The 13,144-nt window shown below is 62.9% G+C and carries 15 protein-coding genes, 1 tRNA gene and 1 riboswitch; of the genes, 5 read left to right on the forward strand and 11 right to left on the reverse strand.

Translation table 11 applies throughout. The features are described 5' to 3' along the window. Positions 1 to 7: 7 nt before the first annotated feature. The 6 genes from AC0L7I_RS14785 to AC0L7I_RS14810 form a co-directional block, all read right to left on the reverse strand. Positions 8 to 274, reverse strand: coding sequence for a hypothetical protein (locus tag AC0L7I_RS14785; protein WP_473397195.1), 267 nt, complete (start codon positions 272 to 274; stop codon positions 8 to 10). 88 nt (positions 275 to 362) lie between these two features. Then, a complete protein-coding gene (locus tag AC0L7I_RS14790) occupies positions 363 to 1,112 on the reverse strand; it encodes an ABC transporter ATP-binding protein (RefSeq protein ID WP_473397196.1) in 750 nt (249 codons plus the stop codon). After that, on the reverse strand, positions 1,109 to 2,092 hold the full coding sequence (locus tag AC0L7I_RS14795; RefSeq protein ID WP_473397198.1) for a FecCD family ABC transporter permease: 984 nt from the start codon (positions 2,090 to 2,092) through the stop codon (positions 1,109 to 1,111). The genes AC0L7I_RS14790 and AC0L7I_RS14795 overlap by 4 nt, the downstream gene beginning before the upstream one ends. Continuing rightward, a complete protein-coding gene (locus AC0L7I_RS14800) occupies positions 2,089 to 2,883 on the reverse strand; it encodes an ABC transporter substrate-binding protein (RefSeq protein ID WP_473397199.1) in 795 nt (264 codons plus the stop codon). Before AC0L7I_RS14800 ends, AC0L7I_RS14795 begins: the two co-directional genes overlap by 4 nt. Next, a complete protein-coding gene (locus AC0L7I_RS14805; protein WP_473397200.1) occupies positions 2,880 to 4,742 on the reverse strand; it encodes a TonB-dependent receptor plug domain-containing protein in 1,863 nt (620 codons plus the stop codon). Before AC0L7I_RS14805 ends, AC0L7I_RS14800 begins: the two co-directional genes overlap by 4 nt. 103 nt (positions 4,743 to 4,845) lie before the next feature. Further along, a riboswitch (cobalamin riboswitch) is annotated at positions 4,846 to 5,031 on the reverse strand. A gap of 28 nt (positions 5,032 to 5,059) precedes the next feature. Further along, positions 5,060 to 5,848 carry an SDR family NAD(P)-dependent oxidoreductase gene (locus tag AC0L7I_RS14810; protein ID WP_473397201.1) on the reverse strand — a complete coding sequence of 263 codons (789 nt, stop codon included), beginning with the start codon at positions 5,846 to 5,848 and terminating at the stop codon, positions 5,060 to 5,062. Between the two features lie 37 nt (positions 5,849 to 5,885). Between AC0L7I_RS14810 and AC0L7I_RS14815 the strand changes: the two genes are divergently transcribed. The 4 genes from AC0L7I_RS14815 to AC0L7I_RS14830 are packed head-to-tail and all read left to right on the forward strand — an operon-like array spanning position 5,886 to position 9,228. Continuing rightward, the gene (locus AC0L7I_RS14815; protein WP_473397202.1) at positions 5,886 to 7,016 is read left to right on the forward strand and encodes a Re/Si-specific NAD(P)(+) transhydrogenase subunit alpha; all 1,131 of its coding nucleotides are present in this window, start codon (positions 5,886 to 5,888) and stop codon (positions 7,014 to 7,016) included. Then, a complete protein-coding gene (locus AC0L7I_RS14820; RefSeq protein WP_473397203.1) occupies positions 7,013 to 7,381 on the forward strand; it encodes a proton-translocating transhydrogenase family protein in 369 nt (122 codons plus the stop codon). Before AC0L7I_RS14815 ends, AC0L7I_RS14820 begins: the two co-directional genes overlap by 4 nt. Before the next feature lie 3 nt (positions 7,382 to 7,384). Next, complete coding sequence (locus AC0L7I_RS14825; RefSeq protein ID WP_473397204.1) at positions 7,385 to 7,813, forward strand: hypothetical protein; 429 nt, start codon at positions 7,385 to 7,387, stop codon at positions 7,811 to 7,813. Beyond that, positions 7,810 to 9,228, forward strand: coding sequence for an NAD(P)(+) transhydrogenase (Re/Si-specific) subunit beta (locus tag AC0L7I_RS14830; RefSeq protein WP_473397205.1), 1,419 nt, complete (start codon positions 7,810 to 7,812; stop codon positions 9,226 to 9,228). The genes AC0L7I_RS14825 and AC0L7I_RS14830 overlap by 4 nt, the downstream gene beginning before the upstream one ends. Here the strand turns inward: AC0L7I_RS14830 and folK are convergent. The 4 genes from folK to AC0L7I_RS14850 all read right to left on the reverse strand — a co-directional run bounded on the left by folK (position 9,215) and on the right by AC0L7I_RS14850 (position 11,163). After that, positions 9,215 to 9,781: a 2-amino-4-hydroxy-6-hydroxymethyldihydropteridine diphosphokinase gene (gene folK, locus AC0L7I_RS14835; protein ID WP_473397206.1), complete on the reverse strand. Its 567-nt coding sequence runs from the start codon at positions 9,779 to 9,781 to the stop codon at positions 9,215 to 9,217. The genes AC0L7I_RS14830 and folK overlap by 14 nt on opposite strands. Continuing rightward, positions 9,744 to 10,109: a dihydroneopterin aldolase gene (gene folB, locus AC0L7I_RS14840; RefSeq protein WP_473397207.1), complete on the reverse strand. Its 366-nt coding sequence runs from the start codon at positions 10,107 to 10,109 to the stop codon at positions 9,744 to 9,746. The genes folK and folB overlap by 38 nt, the downstream gene beginning before the upstream one ends. Further along, positions 10,106 to 10,942: a dihydropteroate synthase gene (gene folP / locus AC0L7I_RS14845; protein ID WP_473397208.1), complete on the reverse strand. Its 837-nt coding sequence runs from the start codon at positions 10,940 to 10,942 to the stop codon at positions 10,106 to 10,108. Before folP ends, folB begins: the two co-directional genes overlap by 4 nt. Positions 10,943 to 11,087: 145 nt before the next feature. Continuing rightward, positions 11,088 to 11,163, reverse strand: a tRNA-Lys gene (locus AC0L7I_RS14850). Between the two features lie 97 nt (positions 11,164 to 11,260). Between AC0L7I_RS14850 and AC0L7I_RS14855 the strand changes: the two genes are divergently transcribed. Then, positions 11,261 to 11,998 carry a hypothetical protein gene (locus AC0L7I_RS14855; RefSeq protein ID WP_473397209.1) on the forward strand — a complete coding sequence of 246 codons (738 nt, stop codon included), beginning with the start codon at positions 11,261 to 11,263 and terminating at the stop codon, positions 11,996 to 11,998. Here AC0L7I_RS14855 and tgt read toward each other — a convergent pair. Continuing rightward, a complete protein-coding gene (gene tgt / locus AC0L7I_RS14860; protein ID WP_473397210.1) occupies positions 11,901 to 13,046 on the reverse strand; it encodes a tRNA guanosine(34) transglycosylase Tgt in 1,146 nt (381 codons plus the stop codon). The genes AC0L7I_RS14855 and tgt overlap by 98 nt on opposite strands. Positions 13,047 to 13,144 lie beyond the last annotated feature (98 nt).

Genomic DNA, 13,144 nt, shown 5'->3' on the forward strand with positions numbered 1-13,144 from the left:
GCCTCGATCAGAGCGCAGCGTAGAGGATAAAAACGGCAAGCCATGTCGACAAGCTGAGAACGAGCAAGGTCGACAATATCCTGCGAAGCGACATCCGCTTGGGCGCGGTCAGTTCCGCCGCGAGGCGAGCCTGAAGGGCGTGCGCTGGCGAAGCCACGTGCTCGGGAGAGAGATGTTGTTCAACCGCCTGAACGCCAGACGCACCAGACGTCGCGTTCACGCCTGGCTGTTCCGCTTCCCGCGTCGTTTGATTTTGTACAGGCTGTGCAGCCATCGGACTCTCCGGTCATTTCCCGGCGACCAATGGCAGAGAGGCCCTAAGTTTTGCCTAACGAGCACCGGCAAAATGGTGACGAGCCGGTTCACTCGGCGGGATCAAATACGCCCCTGGTATTGCGACGCACCGCAAACACGCGCGCCAGGCATCCTGCGTCCAGCGCCACGTCCGGTGCCCCATCGGCCACGACACGCCCCTGATCCAATACAATGATGCGGCTGCAAAAGCGCGATGCCAGATCGAGGTCGTGTACGGCAGCGACAACCGCACGCCCGGCAGTGCATTCCGCTTGCAGGACCTGCATCAGGCTGAGGCGATGGGCGATATCGAGCGCGGCGCCCGGTTCGTCCAGCAGGAGGGTGCGCGAGGGCGTGGCGAGGGTGCGGGCAAGGTGGAGGCGCGCCTGCTCGCCGCCCGAAAGCGTGTGAACGGGGCGGTCGCGGTAAGGGGTGGCGCCTGCGCGACCGAGAGCGTCGTCTATGGTCGCCCGGTCGGCGGGGCCGCACCGATCATAAGGCGACGGGCTGGTGACGAAGCGTCCGAGGGCAACAAGGTCCTCGGCGATCAGGTTCCAAGCGACAGGCCGCACCTGGGGCAGCCATGCCACCAACGCAGCCCGCTCGCGATGGGTCAGCGAGGCGATATCCGCATGGTCAAAGATCACCTTGCCTGATCGAGGTCGAAGCAGGCCGGCCATGACGCGGAGCAGCGTACTCTTGCCCGCTCCGTTCGGGCCCACCAGGCCGACGAACTCTCCCGGTGCAAGACTGAGCGAAACGTCAGACAGAACCGGTCTGCCGCCGAGGTCTACATTGATGCCGGATACACTGATCATCGTGCGCTTCCCCCCAACCGGGCAGCAATCCAGATGAAGACCGGCGCGCCGAACAGGGCTGCCGCCACGCCAAGCTTCAGTTCCTGCGCGAAGGGCAGAACGCGTATCAGGACATCCGCTCCAAGCAGCATGGCCCCGGCGGCCAGCGCCGAGGGGAGCAGGACACGCTGCGGATCATGCTTCACGAGGGGGCGCACAATATGCGGCGCGACCATGCCGACAAAGCCGATCGTCCCGGCAACGGCAACGCTCGCGCCAGCAAGCAATGACGTGCCCGCGATGATGAGAAGGCGCGCCCGTGCCGGGTTCACGCCGAGCGATGCCGCCGTCTCTTCTCCGAGGGAGAGCGCCCGGAGCGCAGGCCCTGCCAAGATCACGGCCACCGCACCGAGCGCCCAGGCTGGCAGCACGATGCCGACATCCATCCAGGACCGGTTCGCGACCGATCCGAGCATCCAGTTGATCAGGTCGGCCAGGCTGTAGGGATTGGGCGCGAGGTTGAGTGCGAGGGATGTCAGTGCGCCTGCAAGGCTGGAAAGGCCGATCCCGACAAGCAGGAGCGTCACCGTGCTCGCCCCGCGCCCGGACGCGAACAGGAGCAGAGCCACGGCCAGCGCGGAGAACAGGATCGCGGCCAACGGCACGGCGAAGCTGCCTGCCGCCGCCAACCCGAAATAAATCGCGATGACTGCGCCGAGCGACGCGAACGCCGATACGCCGAGGACGCCGGGCCCGGCGAGCGGGTTCTGGAGCAGGCCCTGCAAACCGGCCCCGGATAGGCCCAGCGCGGCGCCGACGCCGAAGGCGGCCACGGCACGTGGCAGGCGAATTTCCCAAACGATAATACGGGCGGCCTCAGTCCCCTGCCCGGCCAACGCGGCTAGCGTTTCACTGATTCCCAATGGCGCAGATCCGGCGAGCCCCGAAAGCACGAACAGGACCAGGCACACGAGCGCGAGAATGAGCGACAGGTGCTTCATTGCGCCCCCTCCAAGGCCGCGGCAACATCATGCGCCTCGTCAGCAACGAACCAGGCCGGACAGGTCAGCCGGCTTTCGGTCATGGCAACGGTTTCGGCGTCCTTCAATGCATAGGCGAGCGCAGGATGCCGGGAAATGCTCCACTGATCGTAGGCATAATCATCGAACCCGAAAAAGGCCGTCAGCGCGAGGCTTGGCGATTGCATAACCAGCGTCTCCAGCGGCAGCGAATACCAGCCGGTGCCGGCCGCGGCATTCTCAAGGCCAGCGCCGTGCATGATCGCATCTACCATCGTGCCCTTGCCTGCGGTCACGCCGCCGGGCGTTACATAGAGCGCATTGCGGCCAGTCGGTGGCGCGGCATGTGGCATGGCGGCGACAAGCGATTCGCCACGGTCAGATTGCCCTAGCGCGGATGCCACCTCGCGCGTGATGCGCGCCGCGCCATCCATATCGGAGGCATAGCCGATCTGAACTGTCCGTATACCGATGCGTTCGAAAAATTTCAGCGCGCGTGCATCGCCGCCCCAGCTGCGAACAACAATATCGGGCTTCAGCGCGATGACGTCTTCCGCCAATGCGCGCACCCGAGGCAGGCCAACCGCCCGTTCACGCAGGAAACTGAATGGGCGCTCGGCGTCCTTTGATAGCGCGCGGACCTGCTCACGGTCGGCCAGGCCGAGCACAAACTGGTCCGCGCAATAGTCGAGCGAGACGACAGTCGGGCGCACCTCGTCTGCTGCCGCTGCAGGAGCAAGCACAAGCAGGAAGAGGAGCGCCCAATGCATCATCGCAGTTTCAGTCCTATGAAGGCCGCTGCACCCGGCGTTTCATAACCGTATACGTCTGTCGCGGTTTCATCGAACAGGTTCTCACCGCGCAGCGTGAGCGCAAGGCGCTCGGTCAGCGGGAGTTCCAGACTGGCCGAGAACAACGTGTAGGCGTCCAGCGTCACCCGCCGCGAGGGGAAACTTCCGAAGTCGAAGTCATCCTGCTCGCCGACATAGTCCAGAGCCGCGCCGATCCGCAGGCCTTCGGCACCTGGCTGCCAATCCACCGACAGCGAGGCTGTTGAGTCTGGCACACGGATCTCGTCGCTGCCATCGTCGCTCTCGCTCTGGAAGATCGTCGCCTGCCCCGCGAAGGACAGCGCGCTGCTGGCGTCCCATCGGCCCGACAGTTCAATACCGCTGCGCTTCGACTTGCCATCCCGATTGAGGGCTGTCGAATTGAAGCTTGCGTCGAAGGCCGTGTAGATTTCGTCTTCGAGATCAGCCTGGAAATAGGTCGCCGACAGGAAAGCAGCGCCTAATTGCTGATCCCAGCCGATTTCCCAGCTTGTCGATTGTTCCGGCTTGAGATCCGGATTTCCGATGAAGCTGCCGGGGAAGAAGCCGAATAGTTCCGTGAACGTCGGGTTCTTCACGCCTGTGCCGACCGACGCGCGTGCCCGGCCATTCACGGCATCAAAGCCGTAGCCTGCGCCGACGCGCCATGTCGTGGCATCGTCGAACCGGCCATCATTGTCGTCGAACCGACCGGAGGCGCTCAGATCGAGTGCGCCCAGAGCGACCCTGTATTCGGCAGCAAAGCCTACGCTTTCAAACGTTTCCGAGGCGTTGGTGAGACCGGCATAAACGACATCCGTGCGATCGTAATCTTCCTTCTCATAATCCACGAGGCCGATCAGCTCCTGATTGCCAAAGGTGATCGACGGGCTCCACGATGCTTTGAGGCGTTCGCCTGTCGATTCGTCCGTTTTCGCACCATCGGTCGTATTCTCGCGGGCGACTTCGTTGAAGCTGACACCGAAGACATGGTCGACATTGCCTGTCTTGCCCACGAGAGACGTGCCGATCAGGACCTGATCTGCTTCCGTTTCCTGGTCCGTATTGTCGAGCAAGCCATCATAATCCGAGTCTGAGTCGAGATCAGCGGTCGAACGGCGGGCAATCACGAGGCCGGACAGGGTCCATGCCTCGTTGATGTCCAACGCAGCGCGCGCGAGGCCGGAGAATGCATCCGAGCCATCCTCTTCGCCGTCCAGCCCGGCCACATCAACGCCGCCCGTGGTGAAGCCTGAAACACCCGCACCAAAGCGCAGTGCGCCGGTCTTGCCAGCAAAGGACGCACTGGCGCGCGCCGTATCCTGCGTACCGACTTCACCGAATGCCTGCACGCCTTCCGCCCCTTCCGTCGACAGGGACACCACGCCGCCAATGGCGTCCGAACCATAGATCGACGAGGCCTCGCCGCGCAGCACTTCGATACGCGTTGCGCCGATACCGGTCAGGAGGCCGAAATCGGTCTCGCCGGTCACCGGGTCGGAGACTTCGATCCCGTCGAGCAAAACAAGCGTATGGTTCGCCTCGGCGCCGCGCAGGCGGACCTGGCTGAGCGCGCCAACGCCGCCGGACCGCGATATGCCGACGCCCGGCACAGCACGCAGCTGGTCGGCGACATTGGGCGACATGCGAACCGACAGGTCGTCAGCCGTCAGGATGCTGACGCTGGCCGTCAATTCATCCACAGGTTCGGACCGGAGGCCCACGACGGATACGGTTTCAAGATTTAGGTTTGCTTCCTGCGCCCATGCGGCACCGGAAACGGCAAGCACAGCAGCGCCTGCCAGAAGGTATTGTTTGAGCATCGCTCACACTCCGTTGTCCCGGCACACTGGCCGGGCGTTACACCAAAAGTGTCGCGTAGACGGAGTATTAGCCTCCGCTGCCATTGGCCTGAACCCGGACCAGGGCAAACGACGGCAAGAGGCAGGTCTCCTGGCTTGCGGATCGGTGGAAATGGCCGCCTTCCCGGGATATCCCCAGTGGCTTTGTGGCCAGTCCCTCTCCGCTAACAGTTGCGGGCACAGCGCCGGATTCTCACCGGCTTCCCTTTTCACCTGCGATTAAACAGGCACCTTTTGCGTGAGAGACGCTTTAAGCCGGTGACCCGGACAAGGCAAGATCAAAGCGGATACAGCAAATGCCCGCCATCGACCACGATGGTCGATCCGGTCATATAGCTGCCGGCGTCGGAGGCGAGCAGGAGAAGCGGGCCGGACAATTCCTTCATTTCCCCGATCCGGCGCTGGGCAATGCGCTGAATCATTTGTGCCCCTGCTTCGGATTCCAGGTAGGAATCATTGAGTTCGGTCTTGAAATAGCCCGGCGCAATCGCGTTCACCCGCACGCCAAAACGCGCCATCTCAAGCGCCATGTTGCGAGTCATATGCTCAACCCCGGCCTTCGACACGCAATAGGCCGTCGACATCATTTGAGTCCGCAGGCCGGTGATCGAGGCGATGTTGATGATCGATCCCGGCACTTTGGCTGCGGTCATCGCGTTGGCGCCATGCTTGGCCACGCGCCAGACGCCGGTGAGATTGGTTTCGATGACAGCGTTCCAGTCATCCTCTAGCATTTTTGTGAACCAGCCTTCGCGCGACATGCCGGAATTATTGACCACAATGTCGCAGGGCCGCCCGAGTGCTTCCTTGATCTCGGCAAACGCGCCGGTGACACTTTCTTCGCTCGTTACATCCATCTCGACCGGCAACGCCTTGCCGCCGCGTTTCACGATCTCGGCAGCCACGGCCTCTAGGCGATCCACCCGCCGCGCCGCCAGCACGACATGGGCGCCAGCCTCGGCCAAAACGCCCGCGAAATGGCGTCCCAGGCCGCTTGATGCGCCGGTGATCAACGCCGTCCGATTGGTCAAATTAAACATACCCATGCCCTCAATCTCAAATTTCATGTTGCGCCGCGCAATATTTTGCCTCTATCTCAGCCCCATGAAAATATCAGTGCTGAGGGAGCGACGCTCCGGTGAGACCCGTGTGGCCGCTACACCGGAGACCGTCAAGAAGTTGGTTGGTCTGGGACATTCTGTAACCGTCGAGGCGGGTGCGGGTGTTGTCGCAGGCTTTTTGGATGACGCCTACAAGGACGCAGGGGCCACGATTGGCAGCGATGCGGCCAAAGCCGCCAAGGGCGCCGATGTGGTGTTCAAGGTGCGCGGGCCGGAGGTTGCCGAAGTGGCGGCCCTGCCGGACGGCGCGACCCTGCTCGCCCTGATGGACCCGTTCGCGTTGGAGCCCGGCTTGCTGGACGCGCTCAACGCCAAGAAAATTGCTGCCATGTCCATGGAATTCACCCCGCGCATCTCTCGCGCCCAGTCCATGGACGCCCTGTCGTCCCAATCAAACCTTGCGGGCTACCGCACCGTAATCGAAGGCGCCCATATTTATGGCCGCGCCATGCCGATGATGATGACGGCCGCCGGCACCGTGGCCCCGGCCAAGGTGTTCATCATGGGCGTCGGTGTTGCCGGGCTCCAGGCCATCGCGACCGCCCGCCGTCTCGGCGCTGTCGTCACGGCCACCGATGTCCGCCCGGCTGCCAAGGAACAGGTCGCCTCGCTGGGTGCCAAATTCATCGCGGTCGAGGATGAAGAGTTCAAGGCCGCCGAGACGGCTGGCGGTTACGCCAAGCAGATGTCGCCGGAATACCAGGCCAAGCAGGCCGAACTGACGGCGTCCCACATCACCAAGCAGGATATTGTGATCACCACGGCGCTGATCCCCGGTCGTGCAGCCCCGGTCCTCGTCACCGAGGCCATGGTGAAGACGATGAAACCGGGCTCGGTCATTATCGACATGGCCGTTGCCCAAGGCGGCAATTGCCCGCTGTCGAAACCCGATGAGATTGTCGAGGTCGGCGGCGTAAAGATCGCCGGTTTCTCGAACCTGCCAGCACGCCTGCCCGCCGATTCGAGTTCGCTCTTCGCCAAGAACCTGCTGGCATTCCTGCCGCTGGTGACCGCCGAAGACAGCGCACTCAACCTCGACACCGACGACGAAATCGTCACCGCCATGCTGCTGACGCGCAATGGTGAAACCGTGAATGACAGGGTGAAATCATGAAACGCCTCAGCAGCCTCGCCGCAACGGCCATCCTCCTTGCCGCCCCAGCTTACGCAGAAGGCGGCGGTGTGAACCCGACCATCTTCCTCGCCGCGATCTTCGTGCTGGCCTGCTTCATCGGCTATTATGTCGTCTGGAGCGTGACGCCCGCCCTGCACACGCCGCTGATGGCCGTGACCAACGCGATCTCCTCTGTGATCATTGTCGGCGCGCTTGTCGCCGCAGCCGCCGCAGGCCTGACCGCTGACAATTGGGTGGCCAAGATTCTCGGCGGCGTCGCCGTGGCGCTTGCCAGCGTCAACATTTTCGGCGGCTTCCTCGTCACACAGCGCATGCTCGCCATGTATAAAAAGAAGGGGGAGTAGGCTTTGACCCTTACGCAAGCGCAATCCCATTTCGATTCGTACGCCGACGCGTTTACGCGCCGCGACATGTCGGCCATCGCCGGCATGTGGCAGTTTCCCTGCTTCATTACTGACAAATCCGGCGGCGCGAGCTTTCGCGACAAGGATGCCTTCCAGCGCAATCTCGATCGCATGGGCGGTTTCTATGACACGCAGGACGTGCGCCACGCCGACGCTATCGTGCGGACAGTCGATTCCCATTATGACGGCGTTGCCCAGGTGCGCGTCGACTACCGGTTCGCGGATTCCGACGGACAGACAATCATCGCTTGGCCGACAGACTATGTTCTGCGCCAAAACACTGACGGCGCATGGAAAGCCTGCTTCGCTGTTGCAGACGGCGAAGTCGCCGCATGGGCCGCACGCGGCACGCCGCTAGGAGCAAAAAATTGACCGATAGTTTCCACTCCACCTGGGCGCCAGCGCTCTACCTCGTCGCAGGCGTGCTTTTCATCCTGGCCCTTCGCGGCCTGTCCAGCCCGGCGACCAGCCGCAAGGGCAATCGCAATGGCATGATCGGCATGGCCATTGCCGTCGGCACGACCATTGCCCTGCTCTGGAACCAGCTTGATGTCGCCACCTGGGGCATCATCCTCGGCGGCGTTGCTGTCGGCGGTACGATTGGTGCCGTCATCGCCAAGCGCATCGCCATGACGGCCATGCCCCAGCTTGTCGCCGCCTTTCACAGCCTTGTCGGCCTTGCCGCCGTGCTGGTCGCCGGCGCTGCGCTCTACGCGCCGGTCAGCTTCGGAATCGGCGACCTGTCCGGCATTCACGCACCGTCGCTGATCGAGCTGTCGATTGGCTCCGCCATTGGCGCGCTCACCTTCACCGGCTCTCTCATCGCGTTCGCCAAGCTCAACGGCAATATGGGCGGGGCGCCAATCATGTTGCCCGCACGCCACTTGCTGAACATTGCGCTGGCCGTTGGCATTGTCGTGCTGGTCGTCATGCTTGTGGCGAGCCATGGCCACGCCCATTGGGCGTTCATCACCCTGACCGTTCTCGCCCTGATCCTTGGCATCACGCTGATCATCCCGATCGGCGGCGCCGACATGCCCGTCGTTGTGTCGATGCTGAACTCCTATTCGGGTTGGGCAGCTGCCGCGCTCGGCTTCACGCTTGGCAATTTCGCGCTGATCATCACCGGTGCACTTGTCGGTTCGTCTGGTGCGATCCTGTCCTACATCATGTGCAAAGGCATGAACCGCAGCTTCATTTCCGTCATCCTCGGCGGCTTTGGCGGCGACGATGCGGCTGCAGCAGGCGGCGTGCAGGTCGACCGCCCCTTCAAGCGCGGCTCGGCAGAAGATGCGGCCTTCATCATGAAGAACGCCTCAAAGGTCATCATCGTGCCCGGTTACGGCATGGCGGTGGCACAGGCCCAGCACGCCCTGAAGGAAATGGCCGACAAGCTGAAGGAAGAAGGCGTCGAAGTGAAATACGCCATCCACCCCGTTGCGGGCCGGATGCCGGGTCACATGAACGTGCTGCTCGCCGAAGCGCAGGTTCCCTATGACGAAGTCTTCGAACTGGAGGACATCAACTCGGATTTCCGCAATTCCGAAGTCGCCTTCGTCATCGGCGCTAACGACGTGACCAACCCGGCGGCCAAGACCGACAAGACCTCGCCGATCTACGGCATGCCTGTCCTCGACGTCGAGAATGCCGGCACGGTCCTGTTTATCAAGCGTTCGATGGGTTCGGGCTATGCCGGGATCGAGAACGAGCTCTTCTTCCGCGACAACACGATGATGCTGCTCGCCGACGCCAAGAAGATGGTCGAGGATATCGTCAAGAACCTCTGATCGATAGCAATCCGGAATGAATACGGGCGCTGGCCTCTGCATCGTTTGTGCAGTCGCCGGCGCCCGCTTTCGTTTGCAGGTCCGCCGCCAGTTCGTCCACGCGCTGGCCATGCACGATGAGTTGGGGCGCGATCTCGGCCAACGGCTTCAGAACGAACAGGCGCTCGGCCATGCGTGCGTGCGGCAGTGTCAGCGTCTCGGTCGCGCATTCCGCGCCGTCCATCATGAGCAGGTCGATATCGACCTCTCGCGGTCCCCAGCGCTCGCGCTCCATGCGCCCCAGCGCGCGCTCGATGTCCTTGACGGCGGCCAGAAGATCTAGCGGTGCGAGGCGCGTTTCGATGGTCGTGCAAAGGTTCAGGAAATCGCCCTGGTCGGTCTTGCCCCACGGCCGTGTCCGGTAGGCAGACGAGACCGAAATGAGCGAGCAGTCGGGCCGGGCGTCAATCGCCTGCAAGGCCGCCGCGAGATGGCCTGCCCTGTCTCCCAGGTTCGAGCCGAGACTCAGCGCAGCCTCAGCCATCGCGGCGACGCGTGACAGATACGCCAACATGGTCGACGGCGTATTTAATCGGCGCCGACGGCTTGCGCACGGTGATGGTGACCGTCTGCACGAGCGGGAATTTCGCAAGAATCGCCTCCGCCAGCTTGTGCGCCAGCGTTTCGATCAGGTTGAACACCGTCGCCGCAGACAGCTCGGTCGCAAGATCGCAGAGTTCGCCATAATGCACGGTGTCGCTCATCTGGTCGGCTGCATCCGCTGGCCGCGCAATGGCGCAGTCGATATCGACCATGAACCGCTGGCCGAGCGACTTTTCCGCGTCCATGACCCCGTGATGGCCATGAATGTGGAGGTTCGAAACGAAAATCCGGTCTGTCATCCTGCCTCGTCTATCGCTGTCCACATTTTCAATGCATCCACATGGGCGGCCACATCGTGGACGCGCAGGATCGAGGCCCCTCTCTGGACGCTGGCAAGGCCTGCGGCAAGCGATCCGATCAAGCGGTCTCCGACGTCGCGGTCCAGCAGCTTGCCGATGAACGACTTGCGCGACACGCCCACCAGCACGGGCACGCCAAAGTCGAGCAACACGTCGAGACGGGCGAGCACGCCAAAATTCTGTTCCCAGGTTTTCCCGAAGCCGACACCGGGATCCAAAATCACGTGTTCCCGCGGGATTCCCGCCTCGCGGGCCATCGCAAAGGCATTGTCAAAAAAGGCCCGCATATCGTCGGCCAGGTTGAGGCCTGCGTCGGCCTTGCCGCGATTGTAGGTCACCACGACGGCGCTGCCGGTGTCAGCCACGGCCTGCGCCATGCCGTCATCACGCATCATGCCCCAGACGTCATTGATAATGACCGCGCCAGCGCCTGCAGCCGCGCGCGCCACGCTGGCCTTGTATGTGTCGATGGAGATGACTCGCGCCGGATCCTCGCTGAGCGCCGGGATCACGGAGAGGACGCGCGCCACTTCATCGTCGGCATTCACGGGTTCGGCGCCGGGCCGGGTCGATTCCCCTCCGATATCGAGAATGTCCGCGCCATCGGCCTCCATCGCCGAAGCCTGTGCCAGCGCGGCAGGCGCATCGACGAACTGGCCGCCATCAGAAAACGAATCGGGCGTGACGTTCAGGATTCCCATGACGAGAATTTGCGACCTTGCACGGGCAAGAAATTCGTCCCGCAGGCGTGCCCGGTTCGTGCTGTCGCTCATGCCAATCGTCTTCCGCCTAACTTCCGGCCGCTTATAAGCGCGCCAGATTAGGGGGCAAGGAGCAGGTTGCGGCTTCCCAAGGCCCAACCCCGGCAGGTGAACCCGCCGCTGGAACGGCGTTATTCTCCAATGAGATAGAGGGAAATGGTGTGCCCAGCAGGGTTCGAACCTGCGACCTACTGATTAAAAGTCAGTTGCTCTACCAGCTGAGCTATGGGCACGCCGAACGCGCCATTTAGGCAACGGCGCTTCCCGGGTCAACCGCTACCTGCACAGGCAGGCTTGATGTCGCCATATTTTTCACATCACCCTAGTCTCATGAACACGAAAATCCTTTGCCTTGGCGCCATGCTCGCGCTTGCAGCCTGCGCCAGCAGCCCGACGAAAACACAGTCGACCAGCAACAATGGTGATCCCTCCTTACGCGAAAATGTCGGGACAGCGGCCGGTAGCGCCGTGGAACAGACCCGCGAGGGGCTGCCGGACGCCGCGCTGTCACCGCTCGAGGACTTCAACCTGCGCCGCACGGAGATTCCGCCCCTGCTCGAAGCCCTTCAGAGCCCCTACGACCTGTCTCCGGTCCTGACCTGCGAGGAAATTGAGGCCCAGCTTGCCAAACTCGACCTCGTTCTGGGTCCCGACTGGGACACACCCAATCCGGACGAGCGGCTGCGCACCGAAATCCTCGCCGATTCGGCTTCGGAAGCGACGTTGGACATGCTGGCGTCCGAAGCCCGGGGCTTCATTCCCTTCCGCGGCCTGATCCGCAAGGCGACCGGCGCCGAGAGCCATGAAAAGAAATACAACAAGGCATTCAAGATCGGCGCCCAGCAACGCGCCTATCTCAAGGGATACGGCCTCGCCAAAGGCTGCCCGCCGCCTGCCCGGCCGGATTTCCTCGCGATAACGCTGGGAAGTGACGACATCCTGTTCAAGGGCGACTCGCCCCAGCCTTCGCCTACCCTCGAGTCTCCGCCTTCGGCGACGACTTCGTTCCAGCCCATGCCTGCGACAGTCGAGAGCGAAGGGCTTCAAACCGTCCCTCCTCAATACTGAGGCGGATCTCGGCCATCAGCGCCTGGAAGAAGGCGGTATTGTGCCAGCTGAGCAGCATGGGTCCCAGATACTCTCCTGCCTTGAACAGGTGGTGATAGTAGGCCCGCGAATAGTCGCGGCTGGCGGGGCAATCGACGGCATCGTCAACCGGCGACAGGTCCTCGGCGAATTGCGCATTCTTCACATTGACCGGCCCCGCCCAGGTCCAGGCCTGCCCATGACGGCCTGACCGAGTCGGCAGGACACAGTCGAACATGTCGATGCCCCGCGCGACGCTTTCCACGAGATCGATCGGCTTGCCGACCCCCATGACATAGCGTGGCAGGTGACCGGGCAGGTGCGGCACGGTCATGTCGATGGTAGCGCACATCTGCTCATGCCCCTCGCCCACCGCGAGGCCGCCGAGGGCGATGCCGCCAAAGCCTTGCGCCACGACGCCCTTGGCCGACTGCTCGCGAAGGTCAGCGAAATTCGAGCCCTGGATGATGCCAAACAGTGTCTGCGCGTCGCGGTCACCGAAGGCGTCCAGCGAGCGCTTCCCCCAGTCGAGCGACAGGGTCAGGCTGCGTTCTGCTTCTTGATGGGTGCATGGGAAATTCGTGCATTCATCGAGCTGCATGGAGATGTCTGCGCCCAGCAGATCGGCTTGAATCTCGATGCTGCGCGCCGGGGTCAGGCGGTGCGTCGAACCGTCGATATGGCTCTGGAAAGTCACGCCATCCGCATCCATCTTGCGCAACTGGGCGAGGCTCCAGACCTGGAAACCGCCGCTATCGGTCAGCATCGGGCCCTGCCAGCCTGAGAATTTGTGGAGCCCGCCGAGACGCTTCACGCGCTCGGCGCCGGGCCGCAGCATCAGGTGATAGGTGTTGCCAAGGATGATATCGGCGCCAGCCGCCTTCACCTGGTCCATGTAGAGGGCCTTTACCGTGCCCGCCGTGCCCACAGGCATGAACGCCGGCGTGCGTATCACGCCGCGCGGCGTGGTCAGCGTGCCCGTGCGCGCCGCACCTTCGGTTGCTTTGATCTTGAAAGGGAATGTCGCCATGGGCGAGGCCTATAAGCGTTGCGCCGCATCATGCCTAGGGTTCCGATGCGTCACGGCTTGCAGGCGACCCTTGTGCGGCGCATCCTGAAAGAAAAAGG

This window comes from Hyphomonas sp. J20-32, from assembly GCF_055808555.1.